Here is a 24454-nt window from a genome sequence, read left to right on the forward strand (position 1 = left end):
CCGGGGCCGGGCTCGGGTCTGCTCGCGTTCGGGTCCACTCAGGTTCGGGCGTGTTCGGGTTCGGGCGTACTCCAGCGGGAGTACGCCCGAACGCCACTGGTGGAGGACGCGCGGGGGCGGGGCTCGGGTCTAGCTTGTGGGCATGATGCCGCCCACGTCCCCGCCGACCGGGTCGCCCTCGGCGGAACGGCCGCCGGAGCAGCCACCGGAGGAGCCGCCCGCGCCCTGGCGCCCGCCGTGGGTGCGCGCGGCCAAGGCGGGCTACCCGCTCGGGCTGGCGGCGGCGGTCGCGGTGCTCCAGGTGGTCGGCTCGACGGTCGCCGGGCACAACCAGCACGGGCGGGCCCCGCTGGACGCCTTCGGCTACCTCCTGCTGCTGCTCGGACCGGCCCTGCTGGTGCTGCGCGACCGCCGGCCGGTCGCGGTGGTGGCCGGCACCTCGGTGGTCACCGCCGGATACCTGGCCGCCGGGTACCCGTACGGGCCGGCCTTCGTGAGCTGGCTGATCGCCTGCTGCGTGGCGATCGGCTCCGGTCACCGCCGGGCGGCCTGGGCCGGTGTGGGGGGCGTCTACCTGGTGCACCTGCTCGGCACCTTCGTCCTGCCGGGGAGCTGGCAGCGCGTGGCTCCTCCGTCCGGGAACGTCTGGCTGCAGGAGCTCGGACTGCTGGCCTGGCTGCTGCTGGTGATGGCGGGGGGCGAACTGGTCCGGTTCCGGCGTGAGCGGATCGCCGCCCACCGGGCCTACCGGCAGCAGCTGGAGGAGCGCCGGGCCAACGAGGAACGGCTCAAGATGGCCCGGGAGTTGCACGACATCCTGGCGCACAGCCTGTCGCTGATCAACATCCAGGCCGGGGTCGCGCTGGCGCTGCTCGACCGTCGGCCGGAGGAGGCCCGCAGTGCGCTGGTCACCATCAAGTCGACCAGCAAGGAGGCGCTCGGCGAGGTCCGCCAGGTGCTCGCGACGCTGCGCGGGCCGGGGGCGGCGCCGCGCGGGCCGGCCCCGGGGCTGGACCGGCTGGACGAACTCACCGAGCAGGCCGGCCGGGTGGGCCTGGAGGCGGAGGTGCAGGAGCGCGGAGAGCGGCGCGCGCTGTCCGCCGCCGTCGACCTCACCGCCTTCCGGATCGTCCAGGAGGCGCTCACCAACGTGGTCCGGCACTCGGTGGCCCGGCAGGCGGTCGTGGTGCTGGACTGGACGGACCCGGCCGCGCTGGTGGTCCGGGTGGAGGACCCGGGGCCCGCGGTGCTCGGCGACGCGGGCGGGTCGGGCAGCGGGCTGGCCGGGATGCGGGAACGCGCGGCGGCGTTCGGTGGCACCATCGCCGCGGGGCCGCTGCCCGACGGCGGCTTCCGGGTCCGGGCGGAGCTGCCGACACCGAAGGCGGAGAGCGATTGATTCGGGTACTGCTGGCGGATGACCAACTGCTGGTCAGGGCGGGCTTCCGGGCCCTGCTGGACCTCCAGGACGACCTCACGGTGGTCGGCGAGGCGGACGACGGTGAGGCCGCGTTGCGGCTCGCCCGCGAACTCGTGCCGGACGTCGTCCTGATGGACGTCCGGATGCCGCGGATGGACGGGCTGGAGGCGACCAGGAGGATCGCCGGGGACCCTGCGCTGTCCTCCGTGCGGGTGGTCGTGCTGACCACCTTCGAGCTGGACGAGTACGTCTTCGAGGCGCTGCGCTCGGGGGCCGCGGGCTTCCTGGTCAAGGACACCGAGCCGGCCGACCTGCTGCGGGCGATCCGGGTCGCGGTCGCGGGGGACGCACTGCTCTCGCCGGGTGTCACCAGGCGGCTGATCAGCGAGTTCGCCGCCCGGTCGAAGGCGCCCGAGGCCGTTCCGGAGGGGCTCTCGGACATCTCGGCGCTGACCGAGCGGGAGCGCGAGGTCCTGGCCCTGGTCGGGATGGGGCTGTCCAACGAGGAGATCGCCCGGCGGCTGGTGGTCAGCCCGCTGACGGCGAAGACGCACGTCAGTCGGGCGATGCTGAAGCTCGGTGCGCGGGACCGGGCGCAACTGGTGGTGCTGGCCTACGAGTCGGGGCTGGTGCGGCCGGGCTGGCTGGGCTGAGCCGGCCCGGCTGGGGTGCGGGCCGTGAGCGGGTGAGGCCCCTGAGTGGGCGCGGGTCGTGAGGGGGCGGCCCCTGAGCGGGCGCGGGTCGTGAGGCGGGCGCGCAGTCTGCGCGGTTGTGCCGTCGCCGGGCGGGCCTTCTTCCGGGCGGGCCTACTCTCGGCCCGGCGTGTCGCGGACGGCCCCTACTCTCCTCGGAGTATCCCAACTGTCGCTGCTGGTAGGACGCGTGATGAGAGCTCGCGGCGGGACGCTCTAGGCACCTCGGGAACCACCCGAGGTCCTGGAGGCCCACCACCGAGGAGTTGAACCACGATGTACACCCAGCTGGCCGACTGGCACGGCCCCGGCCCGTGGATCCTGCTGATCCCCCTGGTCTGGATCGCCGTGGTGGTCCTGGTGATCGCGGTGCTGCGCCGCACGGTCTGGCGGCGGCACGGCTGCGGGTTCGGCGTCGGGGTCGGGGCGGCGGCCGAGCATCCGCTGGCCGTCCTGGGCCGGCGCTACGCCGAGGGCGACATCGACGCCGAGGAGTACCGCGCCAAGCGGGCCGTGCTCAGCGAGTCGCCGCGGGACGACGCCAGGGGAGGTGGCGCCAGGTGACCACCCTGGACGTCGTACGGGGCGCCGCCGCCCGGGTCGCCGACGCCGTGAAGATCCACGGCGTCGGCGGCACCGAGGTCCGCGCGCTGGACCATGTGACGGTGGAGTTCCCGGCCGGTCGGTTCACCGCGATCATGGGCCCGTCCGGCTCGGGCAAGTCCACCCTGATGCACTGCGCGGCAGGGCTGGACAGGCTCACCGCCGGCAGCGCCTGGATCGGCGACACCGAACTCGGACCGCTCGACGACCGGCGGCTCACCCTGCTGCGCCGGGAGCGGATCGGCTTCGTGTTCCAGTCCTTCAACCTGGTGCCCACGCTCACCGTCCTGGAGAACATCACCCTCCCGCTCGACCTGGCCGGAACCGCCCCCGACCGGGCCTGGCTGGAGACGCTGGTCGACGTGGTCGGTCTCGGCGACCGGCTGCGGCACCGTCCGAGCGAGCTCTCCGGTGGCCAGCAGCAGCGGGTCGCGGTGGCCCGGGCACTGGCCGGGCGGCCCCAGGTGGTCTTCGCCGACGAGCCGACGGGCAACCTCGACTCCCGCAGCGGCGGCGAGGTGCTCGGCCTGCTGCGCCGGGCGGTGGACGAGACGGGCCGGGCCGTGGTCATGGTCACCCACGACCCGACGGCCGCCGGCTGGGCCGACGAGGCGCTCTTCCTGGCCGACGGACGGCTGGTGGACCGGATGCGGCGGCCCACCTCGGCCCTGGTGCTGGACCGGATGAAGGCCATCGAACGGGGGCGGTCGTGAACGCCGTTCCCCTGCGGCTCAGCCTGCGATCGCTGCGCGCCCACAAGCGGCGGCTGGTCGGCACCCTCCTGTCCATCCTGCTCGGGGTGAGCTTCCTGACCGGCACGATGGTGCTCGGAGACACCCTGCGGGCCAACTTCGACACCCTCTTCGCCGACGCCAACGCCGGTACCGACGTCGTGGTCCGCAGCGCCGACGTGCTGGACTCCGTGGGCACGGTCGGCGGGGTACGGGCGCCGGTCGCGGTGACGCTCGCCGAGCGGCTGCGCACCGTTCCGGGGGTGGCGGTCGCCGAGCCGTCCGTCCAGGGCGCGGGCCAGCTCATCGGGAGCGACGGCAGACCGATCGGCGGTCAGGGCCCGCCCACCCTGGCCGGCAACTGGCTGGCCGACGGCCGGCTCAATCCGTACCGGCTGGCCGAGGGCCGGGCGCCGGCCGCCCCGGGCGAGGTGGTGGTGAACCGTGGCGCGGCGAAGGCGGGCGGGCTGCACATCGGCTCGACCACCGTGCTGCGCACCCCCGATCCGGTGCCGGTCACCGTCGTCGGCATCGCCACCTTCGGGGCGGACGCGGACGGCATGGGGCCGAGCACCTTCACCGCGATGACCTTCGTGGACGCCGAGCGGTACCTCACGCCCAGGGGCGAGGGGCAGGCCGGCTCGATCCAGGTCCGCGGGGCGGGCGGGGTCTCCCAGCGGGAGCTGGTCGACCGGATCGCCCCGCACCTGCCGGCCGGCGTCCAGGCGATCACCGGCGCGGCGGCCACCCAGGAGTCCACCCAGCAGCTGTCCGGGCGGTTCCTGACCATGTTCACCACGCTGCTGCTGGTCTTCGCCGGGATCGCGCTGCTGGTGGCGACGTTCACCATCCACAACACCTTCGCCATCGTGGTGGCCCAGCGGACCAGGGAGAACGCGCTGCTGCGGGCGCTCGGCGCGGTGCGCGGCCAGGTGCTCGGGGCGACGTTGGCGGAGGCGCTGGCGGTCGGTCTGCTGGCCTCGCTGGGCGGGCTGCTGGGCGGGATCGGGGTGGCCGCCGGGCTCAGGGCGCTCTTCTCCGCACTCGGCTTCGCCCTGCCGACCGGCGGCATGGTGATCGGCACGGCCGCCGTCCTGCTGCCGCTGCTGACCGGCACGCTGGTCGCGGTGGGCTCCGCGCTGCTGCCGGCCGTCCGGGCCGGGCGGACGGCCCCGCTCGCCGCCCTGCGGGAGACCGGGGTCGACCGGGCGGCGCAGGGGCGCTCGGGCGCCGTCCGGGTGGTGCTCGGCAGCCTGTCGCTGGCCGGGGGAGTGCCGGTGGCCGTCCTCGGGGCGACGGACGGCCCGTCCGTGCTGCTGACGGCGCTCGGGGCCCTGGCGGTACTGGCCGGCACGGTGGTGCTCGGCCCGGTGGCCGCGGCCTTCGCGGTGCGGACGCTGGGTGCGCCGCTGCCCAGGCTGCGCGGGGTCTCCGGGGCGCTCGCCCGGCGCAACGCGGCCCGCAACCCGCGCCGGACGGCGGCCACCGCGAGCGCCCTGATGATCGGGGTCGCGGTGGTCACGCTGTTCACCGTCTTCGGAGCCTCGATCAAGGCCACGCTGGACTCCACGGTGAGCAGGTCCTTCGCGGGCGATCTCGCCGTCACCACCGCCTCGTTCGGGGCCGGCGGCAGTGGGATCAGCCCCAAGGTGGCGGACGCCCTGGCCGGCCTGCCCGAGGTGCGGCAGACGGTCGGGCTCGGCCGGGGCGTGGCCCGGATCGACGGGCACGGCCGGACGCTGGACGTGACCGACCCGGCCCGGCTGTCCGGGATCGTCGACCTCGGCCGGGTCGACGGCTCGCTGGCCGCGCTCGGTACGGACGGGCTGGCGGTCTCCCGTAGCGAGGCGCAGCAGCACGGCTGGCGGCTCGGACAGTCCGTCACCGTGGGCTTCACCGACGGTGCGAGCGGACCGTTCACCATTCGGGCCCTGTACGAGGGCGGCAGTCTGGCCGGCGACTACCTGATGACCCGGCAGGCCTGGGGCCCGCACCGGGGGCAGGACGCGGACACCATGGTCGCGGTCGGGTTGCGCGACGGCGTTCCGGTTGCCGCGGGCAGGGCGGCGGTGGAACGGGCGCTGGTCCCGTACGGCAGTCCGCAGGTGCAGGACCGCGCCGAGTACGCGAGGAGCGCGGCCTCCGGCGTCGACACGATGCTCTCGGTGGTCTACGCGCTACTGGCGCTGGCCGTGCTGATCGCGCTGCTGGGCATCGCCAACACCCTGACGCTGGCGGTGCACGAGCGGACCAGGGAGCTGGGGTTGCTGCGGGCGGTCGGTCAAAGCCGCGCCCAGCTGCGCGGCATGGTGCGCTGGGAGTCGGTGCTGGTGGCGGCCTTCGGGACGGTCGGCGGGCTGGGGCTGGGAGCCTTCCTCGGCTGGGCGCTGGTGCGAGCCTCGGACAGCGCGGGGACGGGATCGTTCGCGATACCGCCGCTGCAGCTGGCCGTGGTCCTGGCGGCCGGGCTGCTGGCGGGTGCGGTGGCCGGACTCCGCCCGGCGGGCCGGGCGGCGCGGCTGGACATCCTGCGGGCGATCGCGACGGAGTAGGAGGACGGAGTAGGAGGTGATGTACGGGAGTTGGCGCAACCGGAAACCGGCGCAGCCGGGGAGGGCGGAGGAGAAGGAGGGGGGTGCGGGTGAAGCGGAGACTCAGCCCGCCGTCTGCGGGAAGACCTCCCGCAGCAGCGGGTCCGGCAGTCCTCGCTTGCGCCACTCGCGCGGATAGCCGAGCGAGACCTCCGTGAACGGGACGCCGTCGTAGGTGGTCCGGCGCGGGATGTGGAGGTGGCCGTAGATCATCGCCGCGGTGTTGTACCGGGTGTGCCAGTCGGCGGTCAGCTCGGTCCCGCACCACTGGGCGAACTCGGGGTACCAGAGGATCTCGGTGGGCTGGCGGACCAGCGGGTAGTGGTTGACGAAGACGAGCGGGATGTCCGGGTCGCATTCCGCCAGCCGCTTCTCGGTCAACCGGACGCGCTCGCGGCACCAGGAGTCGCGGTCCGGGAACGGGTCCGGGTAGAGCATCCGCTCGTCCGCGCAGACGACGCCGGTCTCGTAGGCGGCCGCCAGGGAGGCCTCCTTGGTGGTCGTGCCCGGCGCACGGAAGGTGTAGTCGTAGAGGAGGAAGAGCGGGACGATGCGGACCGGTCCGCCGGGGCCCTCCCAGATCGGGTACGGGTCCTCGGGGGTCACCACGCCGAGTCGACGGAAGCGTTCCACCAGGTGCTCGTAGCGGGCCACTCCGCGCAGCTGGACGGGATCCTCGGGGTGGGTCCACAGCTCGTGGTTGCCGGGTACCCACACCACCTTGGCGAAGCGCTCGGCGAGTAGGCCGAGGGCCCACTCGATGCTGGTGGTGATCTCGGCGACGTCACCGGCGACGAGCAACCAGTCGCCGGGGTGGGAGGGTTGGATCTTCTCCACCAGGTCGCGGTTCTCCTGGTAGGAGATGTGCAGATCACTCACGGCGAGCAGCCGTCCACCCGTCGGGGTGAGCCGTTCCGGCTGTGTGTCGCTGCGGTTCTCCGTAGTCACTCCTGCCCCCTGAGGTCGCCCGGCCGATGGGGCCCACCCTACGTGGCGGGCGGGGAGAACGGGGCGGGTTGACGGGATCAGTCGTTCGAACAGGCGGCCCGGGAGCCGGAGACCGTCGGGCGAGTCGTTCGGCGGATCGCCGGGGCGAATCGAGCGCGGAACGGTGGACCGGGGCTGGAGAGCGAGGGCGGAGCGAGAGCAGGATCCGGATACGGAAGGGGAGTTGGGGTGTCTCAGGAGCCGAGGTCGATGAGTACCCCGTGGGAGGTGACGATGGTGACGGCGAGGATCACCAGTGAGGCGACGCCGAGGGTCAGGCCGAGGAGGGCGCGGCCGCGCCGGCTGGTGCCGCGGACCAGGGCCAGGGTGGCCAGGGTGATGGCGATCGGGCCGAGGACGATGTTGAACAGCAGCAGGCCGGGCAGGCCGAGGAGGAAGGAGGCGATGGCGAGGCCGTCGGCCTCGGCGGATGGCTGACGGCCGGTGTCCTGACGGCCAGTGCCCTGTCGGTCGGTCCCCTGACGGCCAGTGCCCTGTCGGTCGGCCCCCTGGCTGCGGCCCTCCGGGTGGCTGACGCGCCAGGGGCCGGCGACCGGACGGGAGGTGGTGAGGCGTTCGGTGACGGTGCTCATGATGGTGCGGGTCCTCTCTGTGGAGTGGCCGCGGGTGCGGTCCGCGGAGCGGCCGGGTCAGCGGTGCCGGAGGCGGGCGATGCCCTCCCGGGCGCCGAAGGCGAGCAGCCAGGCGGTGATGCCGGCGGAGGCGGCGAGGAAGACCGGGAGCGAGGTGTGGGCGGCGGTGCCGATCAGGACGCCCATGGCGACCAGGGCGGAGAACAGGATCACGGCTGGCTCCTTCGGCTGCGGCTGGGACTGCGCCGATTTCGGTTGACAAGTGTTCACTGACTTCGGCATCACTGTATGCCCGACTGGCCAATCTCAGCAAACGAATGTTTACTGAATGGCGTGAGTCACACCGTTGGGGCCAGGCAGGCCCAGAAGCAGCAGAGTCGGCGGGCCCTGCTGGACGCCGGGCTGCACCTGTTGGCCGATCAGAACCTGGCGAGTCTGGGTGTCCGCGAGGTCACCCGGGAGGCGGGGCTCTCCCCGGCCGCCTTCTACCGGCACTTCCCGGACCTCGCCGCCCTCGGGGTGGCGCTGGTCGAGGAGTCGCTGGCCAGCCTGCACGTCATGATCCGCGCGGTGCTCGCCGAGGCCGGCGATGCCGAGGAGCTGATCGACCGTGCGGTGGACGTGATCGAACGGCACGTCCGTGAGCACCGGGGGCACGTCCGCTTCCTGGCGCGCGAGCGACACGGTGGGGTCCGGCAGGTGCGGGAGGCGATCGACGCCGAACTCGGTCGCTTCGCCGCCGAGGTGGGGGCCGCGCTGGCGCTGCAGCCGCAGTCGCGGGGGTGGAGCGAGCGGGATCTGCGGATGCTCGCCGAGCTGTACGTCGACCACATGGTCTCCACGGCCGCCGCCTTCCTGGAGGCGCTGGAGACGGACCCGGCGCGGGAGTCGCGGATCGCCGCCACCGCGCGCTTCCAGCTGCGCCTGATCAGCCTCGGTCGGGAGCACTGGCAAGCGGGTTGACCGTACCGGCCCGGCAGTTGGCCGGGCGGTGGAGGCGCGCGGCCGACCTGCGGTGGGCCGTGGCTCGGCCCGCGGTGCGTCCATGGCTCGGCCCGCGGTGCGTCCATGACTCGGGCCGCGGTGGGCCTATGGCCCGGCCCGTGGACCGGCCCGCGGTTCGGTCGCGAATCGGCCCGTGCACCGAGGGGTGGGTCGGGTGGCGGTGGTAACCGGCCATTGCGGCTTGGGCGGTTCTTGGTAGTGCTTTGACTCTTGACAGTGGGTCATGTCCGCGACAGCTTTGGTGGACCCCCACCCGTGGACCCCCCCACACCGAGAGGTCTCTCATGAAGAAGCCGCTCATAGGCACGGTTGCCACGCTCCTGGTCGCCGGGGCCACCGCCCTCGTCGGAGCCATCCCCGCCCAGGCCGCAGCCCCTGCCACCAAGCCCGCCGCCAATCCCGTCAGTGCCGTCAGCTTCGCCGGGACGGTCGCGCTCAGCAACTGCTCCGGCTCGCTGGTGCGGATGCCCGGCTCGGCCGCGAGCGACCCGGCCCTCATACTCTCCAACGGTCACTGCCTGGAGACCGGTATGCCCGGCCCGGGTCAGGTGGTTCTCAACCGCTCCTCCAGCCGGAGCTTCACCCTGCTCAACGCGAGCGGCGGCGGCGTCGCCACGCTGCGCGCGACCAAGATCGTCTATGGCGCGATGACCGACACCGACGTGTCGATCTACCAGCTGAACACCACCTACGCGTCGATCCAGTCCCGGTACGGGATAGCCCCGTTGACCCTCGCCGCCACCCACCCGGTCCAGGGCGCCTCGATCCGGGTCGTCTCCGGCTACTGGAAGAAGATCTACTCCTGCTCCGTCGACGGCTTCGCCTACCGGCTGAAGGAGGCGGACTGGACCTTCAAGGACTCGCTCCGCTACACCTCCACCTGCAACGTGATCGGCGGCACCTCCGGCTCGCCGGTGGTCGACGCCTCGACCGGCCAGGTGGTCGCCGTCAACAACACGATCAACGAGAACGGCGAGACCTGCACCCTGGACAACCCCTGCGAGGTCGACCAGAACGGCGTGGTGACGGTCCGTCCGGGCATCGGCTACGCCCAGGAGACCTACGGGATCCCGGCCTGCTTCGCCGCCGGCAACCGCTTCGACCTCACCCTCCCCGGCTGCGCCCTGCCGCGCCCGTAAGCAGCCAGGACAACCCCGCTGACCAGCACGTTTCCACCGATGGGCCATCCGCGAACGGCGGGTGGCCCATTCGGCCGTCCATCGGTCGGCCGCCGCACCACCCCGCACCACCCCGCACCACCCGTGCCGCCCGGCCTGCCTGGCAGGTGGCAGTCACGTCAGTCGAACAGATGGAGAGTTGATGACCACCACCGTGAGAAAGCTGATGGCTTCGGCCCTGCTGATACCGCTGCTCGCGATCGGCGGCCTGGCGAGCCCGGCGTTCGCCGCCGACGGCCAGGGCGTGCAGGGCGCTCAGGGGGCGCAGGGCTCCCAGGGCGACCAGGGCGACCAGGGCAACCGCCCCCGCCATGGCCGGAGCCCCGCCGACGACCCGACCGCCGACATCAAGGACCGTCTGGCGGCGATCCCGGGGGTGACCATCACCGAGGAGAAGCCGACCACCACCGGTCACCGCTACTTCATCGCGACCTACACCCAGCCGATCGACCACAACCGCCCCTGGCTGGGCACCTTCCAGCAGCGCTTCAGCCTGCTGCACCGCGGCTACGACCGCCCGACCGTCTTCTACACCAACGGCTACACCCTGGGCACCAACCCGTCCCGCACCGAGCCGACCCGGCTGGTGGACGGCAACCAGGTGTCCATCGAGTACCGGTACTTCACCCCGTCCCGTCCGGAGCCGGCGGACTGGTCCAAGGCCGGCATCCGCCAGGGTGCCGCGGACTCGCACCGGCTGGTGACCGCGCTCAAGCGGATCTACCAGGAGGAGTGGCTGTCCACCGGCGCCAGCAAGGGCGGCATGTCCTCCACCTACTACCGCCGCTTCTACCCGGACGACGTGGCCGGCACGATCGCCTACGTCGCGCCGAACAACACGAACGTCAACGACTACGAGGCGTACAGCGAGTTCTTCCGCACCGTCGGCACCCCCGAGTGCCGGGACAGGCTGAACGCCGCCCAGCGTGAGCTGCTGGTGCGCCGCGACCGCCTGGAGGCCCGCTACGTCGCCGACAACCAGGCGGCCGGCTCGACCTTCAACACCCTCGGAACTCCGGAGCGCGCCTACGAGGCCGGTGTGCTGGACGTGGTCTGGGCGTTCTGGCAGTACAGCCTGGAGTCCGACTGCGCCAAGGTCCCGGTGGCCGCCACCGCGACCGACGACGAGCTGTACGCCTGGTTCGACTCGCAGTCCGGCATCACCGGCAACAGCGACCAGTCGCTGGCGAAGTACACCGCGTACTACTACCAGGCCGCGACCGAGCTGGGCGCGCCGTTCTTCGACGTCTCGCACCTCAAGGGCGTGCTGCACTACGACTACAAGGAGCTCTACTCGGTCCGCACCTTCGTGCCGAAGGAGATCCCGACCGTCTTCAACCGGAACGCGATGCCCGACATCGACCGCTGGGTGAAGCGCGAGGGTGAGCGGATCATGTACGTCTACGGCGGCAACGACCCGTGGGGCGCCAAGCCGTTCCACCTCGGCCGGGGCAGCGAGGACAGCTACGTCTACACCGTGCCCGGCGGCAACCACGGCTCGAAGATCGCGCAGCTGCCCGCCGCGCAGTCGGCGGAGGCCACCGCCAAGGTGCTGGAGTGGGCCGGCCTGAGCGACCCGAACGCCGCCCGTTCGCTCGCCAAGTCGCCGCAGGCCGCCGCGGACTTCGGCCCGCTGGACGTCGAGGGCCAGCGGCTGGAGCAGGAGCGTCGCCCGCTGTAGCGCTCGCCGTTCCAGCGCTTGCGCGCTGTAGCCCTCGCCCGCCGCAACGCTCGCCGTTCCAGCGCTCGCCCGCTGTAGCGCTCGCGCGCGGCAGGCCGCGCCGCGAAGTACGAGGAGGAGGCCGCCCCGAGCCCGGGGCGGCCTCCTCGCGTCGTTCCGGGAACGCCGGGACGGCAGGCGGTCGAACCCCTCCCCGAAGCAGTGAATCAGTGCTTCAATGCTTCCATGGCCTACCGACGCACGCCCGCCGTACAAGCCCGCCTGGACGCCCAGCGCGAAGCGGTGCTCCAGTCGGCGGTCGGCCTGCTCGCCGAGCGCGGCTACGGCGGCTGCACGATGGCCGCCGTGGCGGACCGCGCCGGGATCGCCACCGGCAGCCTCTACCAGCACTTCTCCGGCAAGGCCGACCTGTCGGTGCAGCTCTTCCGCCGGGTGGTCACGCACGAGATCGACGCGGTCAACGCCGCCGTCGCCCTCCGGGACACCCCGCGGCAGCGGATCGCGGCCGTGGTCGAGACCTTCGCGGCCCGCGCCCTGCGCGCGCCCCGGCTGGCGTACGCGCTCCTGGTCGAGCCGGCCGACGCGGTCGTGGACGAGGAGCGACTGGTGTTCCGGCGGGCGTTCCGGGACGTGATCGCCACCGAGATCGCCGCCGCCGTGGCGAGCGGCGAACTGCCCGAGCAGGACCCGGTGCTGACCGCCGCCGCCCTGGTCGGCGCGGTCGGCGAGGCCCTGGCCGGCCCGCTCGCGGCCGCACCGGTCGCCGCCGGGCCCGAGCCCGGCCACAGCCTCGACAGCGACGGCACCACGACCGGAAGCACCACGAGCCACAGCGCCACGGGCGACGACGCCACGAGCCACAGCGCCACGGGCGACAACACCTCGGTGGTCCCCGCCCTGGTCTCCTTCACCCTGCGTGCCCTGGGAGGACGCGATGACAGCGACGCATGAGGTCACCAACCAGGTGCCCCTGCCGTACGGCCACGACACCGCCGCCGACCCCACCCTGCTCGACGCCCTCCGGCGGGCCGACGCCGGCTGGGCCGAGCCCGAGCTGCGCGAGCTGGGCCGGCTGGCCGGCTCCGAGCAGGCCGCCGAGTGGGGCCGGCTGGCCAACGAGAACCCGCCGGTGCTGCGCACCCACGACCGCTTCGGCCACCGCATCGACGAGGTCGAGTTCCACCCGGCCTGGCACGAGCTGATGCGCACCGCCGTCTCGTACGGCCTGCACGCCGCGCCCTGGCGCGACGAGCGCCCCGGTGCCCACTCCGCCCGTGCCGCCGGGTTCTTCGTCTGGGGCCAGGTCGAGGCCGGTCACACCTGCCCGATCTCGATGACCTACGCCGCCGTCCCGGCGCTGCGCGCCAACCCCGCCCTGGACGCCGAGCTGGAGCCGCTGCTGGCGGCGCGGGAGTACGACTACGGGCTGCGCGAGCCGCGCACCAAGCGCGGGCTGATCGCCGGCATGTCGATGACCGAGAAGCAGGGCGGCTCGGACGTCCGTACCAACACCACCACCGCGGTTCCGCAGCCGGACGGCACCTACCGGCTGACCGGCCACAAGTGGTTCACCTCGGCGCCGATGTCCGACCTCTTCCTGACCCTCGCCCAGGCCCCGGGCGGCCTCAGCTGCTTCGTGCTGCCGCGCGTCCTGCCGGACGGCGGCCGCAACCGCCTGCAGCTGATGCGACTCAAGGACAAGCTCGGCAACAAGTCCAACGCCTCGGCCGAGCTGGAGTACGACGGCGCGGTCGGCCTGCTGGTCGGCGAGGAGGGCCGGGGCGTCCAGACCATCATCGAGATGGTCAACATGACCCGCCTGGACTGCACCATCGGCGCGGCCTCCGGCATGCGCTACGGCGCCACCCGGGCGGTCCACCACGCGCTGCACCGGCGGGCGTTCGGCAAGGTGCTGGTCGACCAGCCGCTGATGCGCAACGTGCTCGCCGACCTGGTGGTGGAGTCCGAGGCGGCCACGATCGTGGCCATGCGGCTCGCCCAGGCCACCGACCGGACCCTCGCCGGGGACGAGAGCGAGGCGCTGGTCCGGCGGCTGGGCCTGGCGGTGGCCAAGTACTGGGTCTGCAAGCGCGGTCCGGCGCACTCCGCCGAGGCGCTGGAGTGCCTGGGCGGCAACGGCTACGTCGAGGAGTCCGGGATGCCCCGGCTCTACCGGGAGGCGCCGCTGGTGTCGATCTGGGAGGGCTCCGGCAACGTCGCCGCCCTGGACGCGCTGCGCGCCATGGCCAAGCGTCCGGAGAGCGTCGAGGCCTTCCTCGGCGAACTCGACGCCGCCGCGGGTGCGGACCGCCGGCTGGACGCGGCCGTCGCCGCGCTGCGCAAGGAGCTGACCGACCTGAGCGACCTGGAGTACCGCACCCGCCGGTTGGTCGAGTCGATGGCGCTGGCTTTCCAGGGCTCGCTGCTGGTGCGGTACGGCAACCCGGCGGTGGCCGACGCGTTCTGCGCGAGTCGGCTGGGCGGTGACCACGGCGCGGCCTTCGGCACCCTGCCGGCCGGGGTCGACACCGCGGCGATCATCGACCGCGCCCGCCCGGTGATCGTATGACCGATCAGGACGCGGCGAGTGACGAAGACCGGGTGGCCGATCAGTGCCAGGCGGCCGATCAGGACCGGGTGGATGATCAAGAAGCGGACGGCGTACGGCAGTTCTGGCGGGATCTCGGCCTGCCCGGGCTGATCGACGTGCACACCCACTTCATGCCGAAGAACGTCCTCGACAAGGTGTGGGCGTACTTCGACGCGGCCGGCCCGCTGGTGAACCGGCCCTGGCCGATCACCTACCGCGAGGCCGAGGAGCAACGGGTCCGGCGGCTGCGGGAGTTCGGCGTCCGGGCGTTCACGTCCATGCTCTACCCGCACAAGCCCGGCATGGCCGGCTGGCTGAACGCCTGGGCCGCCGACTTCGCCGCCCGCACCCCGGAGTGCCTGCACACCGCGACCTTCTTCCCCGAGCCCGAGGCGCCCGGCTACGTGGCCCGGGCGGTCGAGGACGGGGCCCGGGTGTTCAAGGCGCACCTCCAGGTCGGCGGCTACGACCCGACGGATCCGCTGCTGGACGAGGTCTGGGGACTGCTCGCCGCGACCGGCACCCCGGTGGTCACCCACTGCGGGTCCGGGCCGGTGCCGGGCAGGTTCACCGGCCCCGGCCCGATCGGCGAAGTGCTGGACAGGCACCCGGGGTTGGTCCTGGTGGTCGCCCACCTCGGGATGTCCGAGTACCGCGACTTCCTCGACCTCGCCGAGCGCCACCCGTCCGTCCGGCTGGACACCACCATGGCGTTCACCGACTTCGCCGAGGCCGAGGACCCGTTCCCGCGCGAGGAGCTGACGCGCCTGCGCGGGCTGGGGGAGCGCGTCCTGCTCGGCAGCGACTTCCCCAACATCCCCTACCGGTACGTGCACCAGCTGGAGGCACTGGCCGGGCTGGGGCTGGGGGAGGAGTGGCTGCGGGCGGTCTGCCACGACAACGCGGCCGCCCTCTTCGACATCAAGCCCGAGGGCTGACCACCCGCGACGGCTGGCCACCTGCGGCGGCTGACCACCCGCGACGGCTGGCCACCTGCGGCGGCCGATCACCCGTGAACGCCGATCACTCGTGAAGGCCGATCACCGCACCGCCCGCAGCACCTCCAGCGCCCGGGCGTGCAGCTCGGGCGCGGCGGCGAGGAAGCCGTCGGAGCCGGCCGTCCAGGCCGCCCCGGCGGCGTCCGTCACCGCCGCGCCCGCCTCACGCGCGATCAGCGCGCCGGGCAGCAGGTTGCCCGCGTCGAGGCCGTACTCCCAGAACAGCGCCAGGTGCCCGGAGCCGACCTGGGCCACCTGGAGCGCGGTCGGGCCGAGGTTGCGCACCGCCAGGACCGCGCCCGCCATCGCGGACAGCGACTCGCCCGCCCGGCGCAGCGCCACCGGGTCGGCGGCCACCCCCGGCGGCTGGCTGGTGGCGGCGACGGTGACGGCCAACTCCCGCTCCAGGGGTGCGATCGGCCGCCCGTCCAGCTGGGCCCCGCCACCGAGTACCGCCCGGTAGGTGCGGCCGTCCTGTTCCGGGGCGTGCACCACGGCCAGCACCGCCGCGCCGTCCCGCACCAGCGTGGCGGTCACCGCCCAGTGCGGCTGCCCGAGCAGGTACTGCACGGCGCCGTCGGTCGCGTCGCAGAGCCACCACTCGCCCTCGGCGGGCACCGACCCGTCCAGCTCCTCGGGCATCCATCCGGCCTGCGGGCGCAGGGCGGTCAGCCGTTCCCGCAGCGCGGCGGCGGCCGGGCCGTCCAGGTCGGCGAAGCGGGCCGCCGCCTCCTCGACGGTCCGCGCGGTGACCGGGTCGGCGGACCGGCGCGCCGCCAGCCCCGCACCGACCTCCCGCACCGCGGCCTCCACGCCCTCCGTCAGCGTCCACAGCTCGTTCGTCACGGTGACTTCTCCTCGACTCGGTTCCTCGACTCGGTTCCTCGCTCCGGGCTGGAGCTCCGGGCTGGAGCCCGGGACGGACGCCGGATCTCCGGCCGGTGTGCGCTCCGGCCGCCCGGGACAAGGAGTACCGTCAGCGCTGCCGAACAGGACGCAGTAGCCGTCGGGAGTGACGGGGATCGGACACCATGGACCTCTCCACCGCTGATCCGGACAGCGTGCTGGACATCCTCGACCGTCGCCTGGTGTGCGCGCTCCAGGTGGACGGACGGGCCGAGCCCGGCCGGATCGCCGAGGTGCTGGGCGTCTCCGCGCGGACGGTCACCCGCCGACTGGGCCGGATGCGGCAGGCCGGGGTGCTGCGGGTGGTCCGGCTGCCGGACGTCGAGGACGCCGCCGTGGGGGCGCTGCTGCTGCGGGTCCGGGTGCTGAGCGGCCGGGTGGACACCATCGCACAGGCCCTCGCCGACCGCCCCGACGTCCCGTTCGTCGACGTGATGCTCGGCGGCCACGAGGTCGGCGCCGTGGTGCTCACCGACGCCGGGTCCCGCGACCGGCTGCTGTACGGGCAGCTGCCCGCGACCGGCGCCGTCACCGAGACCACGACCCACGCGGTGCTGCACGCCTTCGCCGACGCCGGGCAGTGGCGGGCCGGGTACCTGACCGAGGAGGAGGCCGTCGCGCTCGCCCGGCCCGCCGTCCCGCGCCCCGCCGCACCCCCGCCGCTGGACGCCCTCGACCGCGCGCTGCTGGAACGGCTGGGCGAGGACGCGCGGTGGTCGCACGCCGTGCTGGCCGCGGCCGTCGGCGCCCCTGAGTCGACCGTTCGCCGCCGACTGCGCCGGCTGGACGAGGCCGGGATGCTGCGCACCCACGCCACCGTGGACCCGCGGCTGCTCGGCATGGCCGTGGACGCCAACCTCTGGCTGGACGTGCCGCCCGGCCGGATCGCCGAGGTCGGCACGGTGCTGGCCCGCCACCCGCAGGTGCACGGGGTGTTCGCCACCAGCGGCCCGGCCAGCCTGCTGGCCACGGTGTTCTGTCCGGACCACGGCGAGCTGTACCGCTTCCTCACCGACACCCTCGGCCCGCTCGGTGCCGCCCGGGCCGAGACCACCATCACCGCGCGCGCGGTGAAGCGGGCGGGCGTGCTGCTCCGGCAGCCGCCCCGGCGGCCGTAGGCCCCCAGGCCCCAGGCCCCCAGGGTTCCGGAGTCCCGGACCTCCGGAGCCCCGGGCCTTACCTGCGGGGTAATCGACGCCCGCCGCCGGGCCCGGCAGGGTGGAGGCAACCCGGCGAGGCCGCCACGGCCCCGGGCTCCCACCCCCTGACAGGAGGCGATCCGTCATGTCCGCCCACGCGAACACCCTCACCCCCGCCGACCCGGGCTCCGCCTTCTCGCCCTGGTCGGTGCGCGGCGCCCTCGCCCTGGATGCCCTGGCCACCGGCGGCAACGGCCTGGCCTACCTGGCGTTCTCCGGCCCGCTCGGTGACCTGCTCGGCGTCGGCCGCGCCACCCTGCTCGACATCGGGGTCTTCCTCACCCTCTACGCCCTCGCGGTCGGGGTGCTGGCCGTCCGTCGGCAGCCGCCGCGGCTGGGCGTGCAGACGGTGATCGACCTCAACCTCGTCTGGGTGGTGCTCAGCCTGGTCGCGATGGAGGTGTGGCTGGAGCCGACCACCGCCGGGTTCGTCTGGATCCCGATGCAGGCCGCGACGGTGGGCCTGTTCGCCGTCCTGCAGTTCACCGCCCTGCGCCGGAGCGGTCGCTCCGGCTGACTCAGGACGAAGCCGATTCCGGACGAAGCTGATTCCGGACGACGCCGACTCAGGACGAAGCCGGCTCCGGAAGTGGCCGCGGCGGGCGGTCGCTACGGCTGCCGCTCCGGCCCCACCGCGGACTGCAGGAACCGCACCGTCTCCGCGTCGGCGGGCAGGAAGGTCTCCAAGGCCAGCTCGGAGACGGTCACGTCCAGCGGGGTGTTGAAGGTCGCGATGGTGGAGAGGAAGGAGAGGACCCGCCCGTCGTGGCGGATCCGCATCGGCAGCGCGAAGGGGAAGTCGTCCTCGGCCGGGTCGTCCGCCGGGTCGCCGTCCGGCTCGGGGTAGCCGCGGACCTCCTCGTACAGCCGGCGCAGCGGCTCGGCGCGGACCAGCTCCAGCTGGCGCTCCATCCGCTCCAGCAGGTGACGCCGCCACTGCCGCAGGTTGACGATGCGAGGCGCCAGGCCGTCCGGGTGGAGGGTGATCCGGATCGCGTTGAGCGGCGGCTGCAGCAGGTGCGGGGCGACCCCGTCGAGGAGCAGCCCGAGCGAGCGGTTGGCCGCCAGCACCCGGAAGGACCCGTCGACGACGACCGCCGGGTACGGGTCGTGGGCGGCCAGCAGCCGTTCCATGCCGCCGCGCAGCGCGTCCATCGAGGGGTCGTCCAGCGGCGTCTCGGGGTAGTGCGGGGCGTAGCCGGCCGCGAGCAGCAGGGTGTTGCGTTCGCGCACCGGGACGTCCAGCTGCTCGGCCAGCCGCAGCACCAGCTCCCGGCTCGGGCGGGAGCGGCTGTTCTCGACGAAGCTGAGGTGCCGGGCCGAGGAGTCCGCCCGCAGGGCCAGTTGCAGTTGGCTGAGCTGCCGTCGTTCCCGCCAGCCGCGCAGCAGCGGGCCGACACCGGTTCCCGTCGGGCTGCCCATGCCCGCCATGATCGTCATGGCCCAGGACGGTACTCGAACGAGCCCGGTCGGCGGGAGGGGGCAGGGGGCAGGGGGCAGCGGGATCGAAGGGGATCCGGCGGGCTTCGCGGGCTTCGGGCTTCCGGTGGGCGCTGCTGGGATCCGGGGGATCAGACGCCGGTGCTGGAACCGGGCCGGATGACCATGAGCACCACGACCACGGCCCACAGGAGGTTGAACACCCCGGCGGTCATCGGCAGCATCTTCAGACCGCTGACGGCCTTGGTGTGCTGCTCGTCCGACGGGTCGAGTTCGAGCGCGTCCACCGCGGCCTGCTGGCCGGGCAGCACGAAGAGCAGCAGCGCGAGCGCGGCGACCGCGGTCAGCACCATCGAGACGATCACCCAGGACTGCCCGAGCACGTCCATCACCTGGGCCAGGCCGATGCCCAGCACCGGCACCGCGACCCCGAGCAGCGCGTAGACCTGGGTGATCCGGTGCAGCACGCGCAGCACACCGGCGTCGGAGGCCCGGTCCGGGCCCCCGGCCAGCGCGGCCTTCGCCCGGCGCGGGAACATGCTGACGGCCACCGCGACCGGGCCTATGAACAGGACCGACACGAGGACGTGCAGGCTCAGCAGGAACTTGGCCATGGCGGGGCACCCTTTTGAATCCGGTGGGCAGCTGGTCGGCGGGCACCCGCGTTCGGCGTGCCCACGACCAGGCACGCTAACACCGCTTATTCCCCGGCCCACCGCTCGGGTGGGCGCCGTGAGCCGCCCCGGCCCGGCGCTCGGCCCGCCGCCGCCAGTCGCCTCGGCCCGGCGCTCAGCCCGCCGCCGCGAGCTCCACGAGCCGGGGCGGGACGGTGCTGACGGCCCCGACGGCGGCGGCGTGCTCCGGGTCGGTCCAGTCGAGCAGGTGCAGGTCCTCCCAGCTGCTGCGCAGCGGCGCGCCCGATGGGACGGCCAGCGGCAGGGCGGAGAGGTCGACCCGGGCGAGGGTGTCCAGGGTGGCCCGCCCGATCTTGATCAGCGATTCCTTGCGCACCCAGAGCCGCAGGAAGGCCTGCTCCGGCTCCGGGTCGGCCTCGACCAGGGCGAGCTCGGCCGGGGCCAGCACCCGGCGGGCGACCGAGCCCAGCGAGCCGCCCCGGGCGGACAGCTCCACGTCGACCCCGACCGGCTGGAACCCGGCGCCGGCGGCGACCACGCCCCGGGTGTGCGACAGGCTGACGTGCACCCCGGGGTGGTCCGGCAGGTAGGGCTTGCCGTGGTCGGCGAGCCCGCAGTCCGGGCACTGCTGGGCGAGGACGAGGCCGGCCACCGGCACGTCGAGCAGCCGGGCGGCGCAAAGCCGGACCAGCAGGTGTCCGGCGGTGAAGTCGATCCGACCGGACTCGTGCCGGAAGCGCGCGGCGCGCTCACGCTCCATGGCGGTCAGCAGGTGCTCGCCCGCCTCGGGGTGCCGCAGTACGGCGTCGGCGGACGCGACGGAGACGAGCGGCGCGCTCAGTTCCTGGGCCTCGGTGGTCATGCCCCAAACCTAGGCCCTCGCCGATCCGGGCCCTCGCCGGCCCGGGGGCTCTCGTCGGCCCGGGCTCCCGGCGTCGGTCGCCGCCTCTCGGGGGATCGCTGCTCCATTCGTATGAATTTCAGATCCGACCTGAGGATCCGTAGGGTGCGATAAGTCCGTTTTGATGTTGGATATCCCGGATCTGTGGGATCGCCGCCAGATCATACGGAACACGGCGAGTCGTCCTGGCTCGCCCTTTTCTCGCGCACGGAGGAATTGTCGATGGGTCAGGCCACCGGTTCGCCGGATCACAGAACGACCGCCGTGAGGACTCCGGCCACGCGCAGGCGCCGGGCCGTCAGGATCGCGGTGGCGACCGCCGTCACCGCACTGCCGCTGGCCGCGGTGCTGACGGTCGGTTCGGCCGCTCCGCTCGCTCCGCCGCTGGGCGCCTGCACCGGGCCCGACTGCCCCAGCACCTGGCCGCCGCCCCACAACGGCGACTTCCCCGGTCGCGACGCCTCCATCAACGTCTTCACCGGTGGCGACTACACCGTGAACGGCCGGGCCGCGGAGGCCGAGGGCAAGATCGTCGCGCTGGGGAACCTGACCGTCGACAAGAACGGCGGCGGCGTCTACAACATGGGCGTCGTCGGCGTCGGCTCGCGCGTGGTGCCGCCGAACGGCAGCGACTTCGTGACCACCGGTGGCAACGTCGACGTCAGGACCGGCAACAGCATCCTGATCGGCGGCAGCGACTCGCACGGCCCGGCCTTCGGCAACCTGCGCCACGCGGGCTCCGTCAGCGGCACCGTGAGCATCGACCCCACCGGTCAGTCGATCCAGGACCCGAACGCCGCCGCGCCCTACCAGTCGGTACTGGCCCAGATCGAGGAGGTCTCCGACTGTGTCGGCCGGGCCACCGCGACCGGCACCGTCAACGTCTCCTCCAGCGAGGCGACCTTCACCGGTGACGGGACCAGCGCGAAGCAGGTCTTCAACGTCACCCAGAACCTCGCCTCGCCGTCCGGCGGGCAGATCGGCCTGGTCTTCAACAACATCCCGGCCGGCGCCACCGTCGTGGTGAACATGCTCGGCGACAGCCCGATCATCAACACCTACACCGGCACCGGTCTGCCCGGCGACCAGACCACCGACATGCGCTCGAAGCTCATGTACAACTTCCCGACCGCGACCTCGGCGCAGATCCTCGGCAGCGCCCAGTTCCAGGGCTCGGTCCTGGCCGGCAACCCCGGCGGCACCACGACCATCGCCCAGGCGGGCATGAACGGCCGGGTGTACCTCGCCGGCAACCTGATCCACACCGGTACGGGCGGCTACGAGATCCACAGCTACCCGTTCGACGGGGACCTGCCGGACTGCATGGTGACGCCGAGTCCGTCGCCGACCTCGTCGACGCCGTCCCCCTCGCCGACGTCCCCGTCCCCGACCTCGTCGCCGACCTCGCCGAGTCCGACGTCCCCGTCCCCGACCTCGCCGTCCCCGACGTCCCCCGCGCCGACGTCTCCGGCACCCACTTCTCCGGCGCCCACCTCTCCCGCGCCGACCTCGCCGTCGGCCAGCGCGACGACGTCGAGCGCCGGCCCGGCCCCGACCAGCCACAACCCGACCGAGGAGCCGACCGGCCACCACCCCGGTGGCGGCGGTGAGCTGCCCTCCACCGGTGCGGGCAACGCCACGACGGTCTTCGGTCTGGCGGGCGTCGGCCTGCTCGGCCTCGGCGGTCTGGCCGTGCTGGCCGCCCGCCGTCGTGGCCGCCACGGCTGACGGCCGCCGCGGCTGAGCCGCTGAACGGCGGCGCGGGCCGCCCGGATCGAGTCGGTCCGGGCGGCCCGCGCCGTTTCCTCCGGCCGCCGCCGGGCCCGGCCCGCTCGGGCTCCGGTGGGTCAGCCGGGGAAGCGGAGGACGAGTTCCTCCCAGAGGCTGCGTTCGAGGGGGCTCATGCGGTCGGTGGCGAGGCGTTCGGGATGGCCGGGCGGGAGGGCCCGGTGCGGGTCGCCGTCGGCGGGAGCGTGGTCGTAGGGCGGGGGTGCCCAGCCCATCAGGTATCCCAGGTCGCCGACCCCTTGCCACCAGTGGCACAGGGCGGCGAGCGTGGTGCGCCATCGTGCTCGGTGCGGCATGGCGGTCCCTCCACCGTCCGTGGGCGCCGGTCTCCCAGCCTGTGGAGGAAGATTCTCGGAGCGGCCGCTAAGCCGGGGCTAAGCCCGGTCTCCGGCCCCCGCCAGGGCCCCGCCGTGGCGGCCCCTAGCCGGAGGCAAGGCCGGTATTAGCCCCGCCGGGGAGCATGGCCGGGACAGCAGAAGGGTCGGCGGTCCAGGGAGCACCGGTGGAGGGGTCCGGATGGCAGCGAACCGAAACGAAGCACGGAACGACCTGCTCGACGCGCCCCCGGGCGACGGGCCCGACCCGGCCGGGTTCCGGCGGGTGCTGGGCCACTTCGCCACCGGTGTGGCGGCGGTGACCGGGATGGACGCCGGGGTGCCGGTCGGGCTGTTGGTGAGCTCGTTCACCTCCGTCTCGCTCGACCCGCCGCTGGTGTCCTTCTGCGTGGCGCACACCAGCACCAGCTGGCCCCGGCTGCGGGGCGGTCGGCGGCACGGCATCTGCTTCCTGGCGGCCGGTCAGTACGGGCAGGCCCGGCGGCTGGCCACCGCCAGCGGGGACTCCAAGTTCCACGGGGTGGCCTGGTCGGCGTCGCCCTCGGGCCTGCCGGTCCTCGACGGTGCGCTGGCCTGGCTGGAGTGCTCGGTGGAGGCCGAGCACCCGGCGGGAGACCACGTGATCGTGGTCTCCCGGGTGCACCGGCTGGCCAAGGCCGGGGACACCTCCGGGGCCGGGCCGTTGGTGCTGTTCCGCGGCGGCTACGGGAGGTTCACCGCGGTCGCCCCGGCTCCGGTCGACACCGTCGCGCGGTCCTCCTCGTGAGCCCGTGCGCGGGCGCGCGACGAGGACCGGCGGCCGCCCGGGGCCGCCCGGCGCGGGGCCGCCCCCGCCGGTTCCGGGCGGCGGAGCGTCCCGCCGGTGCTACCGCTTCCCGATGACGGCGAGCAGGTCGCGCCCGGACAGCACCGGGTAGTCGGTGTTGTCGTGCTTCGGCGCGGTGCCGCCGTGCCTGGCGTAGACCACGGTGTCGCCGACCTCGACGTCGGGCGGGATCCTGGCCGAACCGCCGGCGCCCCGGCCGGCCGGGGCGCCGGCGACGACGGTGCCCTCCTGGGGCTTCTCCCTGGCGGTGTCGGGGATCACCGGACCCGAGGCGGTGACCTGCTCGGCCTCGGAGGGCCGGACCACGACGCGGTCCTCGAGCGGCTTGATCGCCATGCCGCTGTCGGTCATCCGTCTGCCTTTCACGGTGCTGTCCGGGATGCGGCGCCGGCCGGGACGGCCGCTCGCGCGCCGGGAGCCGAGGAGGCTCCGGACGGATCGGATCGCGTGCCGCTCGTGGCGCCGCTCCGGCGGGCAGGGCATGGCGCCGCCGAGTGCGCGCGCCGGTCGGTGCGGTCGGCTCCTGGCGGTCGTGCGTGACGGCTGCACGCCAGCAGAGGATGCGTGCCACGCATATAGTGCGAGGGCGTAGGCAGTGGCGGGCCCGGGAGCCGGACCGGAGGGAGCGCGGATGCCCGCGGGGGCCGGGCCGGTGCGTAGGCTTCGGGCGATGAGAGGAGGACGGGGGTCGGCTGACCGTCCGGCGCGTTCCGGCCAGTCCCCTGATCAGTCATGACCGCAGACGAACCCATGGACATGCGGGCCCGCAACAAGCAGGCCACCCGCGAGGCGATCGGTGCCGCCGCATTGCGGCTGGCGCTGGAGAAGGGCCCCGACGGGCTGGCCCTGGTGCGGGTGCGCGACATCGCCGAGGCCGCCGGGGTCGCGCCCCGGACGTACAACAACTACTTCTCCAGCCGGGAGGAGGCGATCTGCGCGGGCCAGACCGACCAGTCCCGCCGCCTCGGCGGGGCGCTGAAGGCCAGGCCCGCGGCGGAGCCGCTCGACGAGGCGATCATCGCGGTGGTGGTCGAGGTCTTCGCGAATCCCGAACCCGACCGGGCCGGGCTCGCCATGATCATGTCCACACCCGCGCTGCGGGGCGAGGCACTGAAGGCGTTCAGCATGGCCGAGGAGCCGCTGGCCGACGCGATCGCCGAGCGCACCGGCGCCGGACGCTGGGAGCTGGCCCCGGCGGTGACGGCCGCCGCGGTCGCCGGTGCGGTCCGGGTGGCCGGCCGGTACTGGCTCGGCACCACCAACTCCCCGCCGTTCGCCGAGGTGCTGCGGGCGGCCCTGCGCCACGCGCTGGGGACCGGCCCCGGCGGCCGCGCCTGACCCCGGCGCGGCAGGGG

At 73.8% G+C, this 24454-nt stretch carries 25 protein-coding genes; 16 read left to right on the top strand and 9 right to left on the bottom strand.

Annotation, left to right across the window (positions count from 1 at the left end):
• Positions 1-142: 142 nt before the first annotated feature.
• From ABZ449_RS05695 to ABZ449_RS05715, 5 genes are all read left to right on the top strand, one after another.
• On the top strand, positions 143-1399 hold the full coding sequence (locus ABZ449_RS05695; protein WP_360340685.1) for a sensor histidine kinase: 1257 nt from the start codon (positions 143-145) through the stop codon (positions 1397-1399).
• A complete protein-coding gene (locus ABZ449_RS05700; protein ID WP_360340688.1) occupies positions 1396-2073 on the top strand; it encodes a response regulator transcription factor in 678 nt (225 codons plus the stop codon). Before ABZ449_RS05695 ends, ABZ449_RS05700 begins: the two co-directional genes overlap by 4 nt.
• A 315-nt stretch (positions 2074-2388) precedes the next feature.
• Positions 2389-2676, top strand: a complete 288-nt coding sequence (locus tag ABZ449_RS05705) for an SHOCT domain-containing protein (RefSeq protein ID WP_360340691.1) — start codon at positions 2389-2391, stop codon at positions 2674-2676.
• Positions 2673-3428: an ABC transporter ATP-binding protein gene (locus tag ABZ449_RS05710; protein ID WP_360340694.1), complete on the top strand. Its 756-nt coding sequence runs from the start codon at positions 2673-2675 to the stop codon at positions 3426-3428. Before ABZ449_RS05705 ends, ABZ449_RS05710 begins: the two co-directional genes overlap by 4 nt.
• A complete protein-coding gene (locus ABZ449_RS05715) occupies positions 3425-5998 on the top strand; it encodes an ABC transporter permease (protein ID WP_360340697.1) in 2574 nt (857 codons plus the stop codon). The genes ABZ449_RS05710 and ABZ449_RS05715 overlap by 4 nt, the downstream gene beginning before the upstream one ends.
• Positions 5999-6100: 102 nt before the next feature.
• Here ABZ449_RS05715 and ABZ449_RS05720 read toward each other — a convergent pair whose 3' ends face one another.
• The 3 genes from ABZ449_RS05720 to ABZ449_RS05730 form a co-directional block, all read right to left on the bottom strand.
• Positions 6101-6985, bottom strand: coding sequence for a metallophosphoesterase (locus ABZ449_RS05720; protein WP_360340700.1), 885 nt, complete (start codon positions 6983-6985; stop codon positions 6101-6103).
• A gap of 233 nt (positions 6986-7218) precedes the next feature.
• Complete coding sequence (locus ABZ449_RS05725) at positions 7219-7617, bottom strand: hypothetical protein (protein ID WP_360340703.1); 399 nt, start codon at positions 7615-7617, stop codon at positions 7219-7221.
• A gap of 57 nt (positions 7618-7674) precedes the next feature.
• Positions 7675-7830 (bottom strand): hypothetical protein, encoded by a 156-nt coding sequence (locus tag ABZ449_RS05730; RefSeq protein ID WP_224277104.1) that lies wholly within the window; start codon positions 7828-7830, stop codon positions 7675-7677.
• A gap of 120 nt (positions 7831-7950) precedes the next feature.
• Between ABZ449_RS05730 and ABZ449_RS05735 the strand changes: the two genes are divergently transcribed.
• The 6 genes from ABZ449_RS05735 (at position 7951) to ABZ449_RS05760 (ending at position 15009) form a co-directional block, all read left to right on the top strand.
• Positions 7951-8580, top strand: coding sequence for a TetR family transcriptional regulator (locus tag ABZ449_RS05735; RefSeq protein WP_360340706.1), 630 nt, complete (start codon positions 7951-7953; stop codon positions 8578-8580).
• Positions 8581-8906: 326 nt separating this feature from the next.
• Complete coding sequence (locus ABZ449_RS05740) at positions 8907-9761, top strand: serine protease (protein WP_360340709.1); 855 nt, start codon at positions 8907-8909, stop codon at positions 9759-9761.
• 181 nt (positions 9762-9942) lie between these two features.
• Positions 9943-11481 carry a S28 family serine protease gene (locus ABZ449_RS05745; protein ID WP_360340712.1) on the top strand — a complete coding sequence of 513 codons (1539 nt, stop codon included), beginning with the start codon at positions 9943-9945 and terminating at the stop codon, positions 11479-11481.
• A gap of 225 nt (positions 11482-11706) precedes the next feature.
• Positions 11707-12432, top strand: a complete 726-nt coding sequence (locus ABZ449_RS05750; RefSeq protein ID WP_360340715.1) for a TetR/AcrR family transcriptional regulator — start codon at positions 11707-11709, stop codon at positions 12430-12432.
• Complete coding sequence (locus tag ABZ449_RS05755) at positions 12416-14050, top strand: acyl-CoA dehydrogenase family protein (protein WP_360340718.1); 1635 nt, start codon at positions 12416-12418, stop codon at positions 14048-14050. Before ABZ449_RS05750 ends, ABZ449_RS05755 begins: the two co-directional genes overlap by 17 nt.
• Positions 14047-15009 carry an amidohydrolase family protein gene (locus tag ABZ449_RS05760; RefSeq protein WP_360340721.1) on the top strand — a complete coding sequence of 321 codons (963 nt, stop codon included), beginning with the start codon at positions 14047-14049 and terminating at the stop codon, positions 15007-15009. The genes ABZ449_RS05755 and ABZ449_RS05760 overlap by 4 nt, the downstream gene beginning before the upstream one ends.
• Before the next feature lie 102 nt (positions 15010-15111).
• Here the strand turns inward: ABZ449_RS05760 and ABZ449_RS05765 are convergent, their stop codons facing one another.
• Positions 15112-15915: an inositol monophosphatase family protein gene (locus tag ABZ449_RS05765; protein ID WP_360340724.1), complete on the bottom strand. Its 804-nt coding sequence runs from the start codon at positions 15913-15915 to the stop codon at positions 15112-15114.
• Between the two features lie 185 nt (positions 15916-16100).
• Between ABZ449_RS05765 and ABZ449_RS05770 the strand changes: the two genes are divergently transcribed.
• The gene (locus ABZ449_RS05770) at positions 16101-17093 is read left to right on the top strand and encodes an Lrp/AsnC family transcriptional regulator (protein WP_360340727.1); all 993 of its coding nucleotides are present in this window, start codon (positions 16101-16103) and stop codon (positions 17091-17093) included.
• A gap of 166 nt (positions 17094-17259) precedes the next feature.
• Positions 17260-17691 carry a hypothetical protein gene (locus tag ABZ449_RS05775; protein ID WP_360340730.1) on the top strand — a complete coding sequence of 144 codons (432 nt, stop codon included), beginning with the start codon at positions 17260-17262 and terminating at the stop codon, positions 17689-17691.
• Positions 17692-17783: 92 nt separating this feature from the next.
• Here the strand turns inward: ABZ449_RS05775 and ABZ449_RS05780 are convergent, their stop codons facing one another.
• From ABZ449_RS05780 to ABZ449_RS05790, 3 genes are all read right to left on the bottom strand, one after another.
• Complete coding sequence (locus ABZ449_RS05780; RefSeq protein WP_360340733.1) at positions 17784-18614, bottom strand: helix-turn-helix transcriptional regulator; 831 nt, start codon at positions 18612-18614, stop codon at positions 17784-17786.
• Between the two features lie 131 nt (positions 18615-18745).
• Positions 18746-19228, bottom strand: a complete 483-nt coding sequence (locus tag ABZ449_RS05785; protein WP_360340736.1) for a hypothetical protein — start codon at positions 19226-19228, stop codon at positions 18746-18748.
• 175 nt (positions 19229-19403) lie between these two features.
• A complete protein-coding gene (locus ABZ449_RS05790) occupies positions 19404-20111 on the bottom strand; it encodes a 4'-phosphopantetheinyl transferase superfamily protein (protein ID WP_360340739.1) in 708 nt (235 codons plus the stop codon).
• 348 nt (positions 20112-20459) lie between these two features.
• Here ABZ449_RS05790 and ABZ449_RS05795 point away from each other — a divergent pair, with 348 nt between their 5' ends.
• Positions 20460-21878: a choice-of-anchor A family protein gene (locus tag ABZ449_RS05795; protein ID WP_360340741.1), complete on the top strand. Its 1419-nt coding sequence runs from the start codon at positions 20460-20462 to the stop codon at positions 21876-21878.
• Positions 21879-21997: 119 nt separating this feature from the next.
• On the opposite strand, the gene ABZ449_RS05800 is transcribed toward ABZ449_RS05795, so the two are convergent.
• Positions 21998-22234 carry a DUF6059 family protein gene (locus tag ABZ449_RS05800; protein ID WP_360340744.1) on the bottom strand — a complete coding sequence of 79 codons (237 nt, stop codon included), beginning with the start codon at positions 22232-22234 and terminating at the stop codon, positions 21998-22000.
• Positions 22235-22454: 220 nt separating this feature from the next.
• On the opposite strand from ABZ449_RS05800, the gene ABZ449_RS05805 reads away from it, so the two are divergent.
• Positions 22455-23039 carry a flavin reductase family protein gene (locus ABZ449_RS05805; RefSeq protein ID WP_360340747.1) on the top strand — a complete coding sequence of 195 codons (585 nt, stop codon included), beginning with the start codon at positions 22455-22457 and terminating at the stop codon, positions 23037-23039.
• Positions 23040-23138: 99 nt separating this feature from the next.
• On the opposite strand, the gene ABZ449_RS05810 is transcribed toward ABZ449_RS05805, so the two are convergent.
• Positions 23139-23450: a co-chaperone GroES gene (locus ABZ449_RS05810; RefSeq protein WP_360340750.1), complete on the bottom strand. Its 312-nt coding sequence runs from the start codon at positions 23448-23450 to the stop codon at positions 23139-23141.
• A 381-nt stretch (positions 23451-23831) separates the two neighbouring features.
• Between ABZ449_RS05810 and ABZ449_RS05815 the strand changes: the two genes are divergently transcribed.
• Complete coding sequence (locus ABZ449_RS05815) at positions 23832-24437, top strand: TetR/AcrR family transcriptional regulator (protein ID WP_360340752.1); 606 nt, start codon at positions 23832-23834, stop codon at positions 24435-24437.
• The last annotated feature ends 17 nt before the right edge of the window (positions 24438-24454 follow it).

The sequence above is a fragment of the Kitasatospora sp. NPDC005856 genome (assembly GCF_040629945.1).
Lineage (GTDB): Bacteria > Actinomycetota > Actinomycetes > Streptomycetales > Streptomycetaceae > Kitasatospora.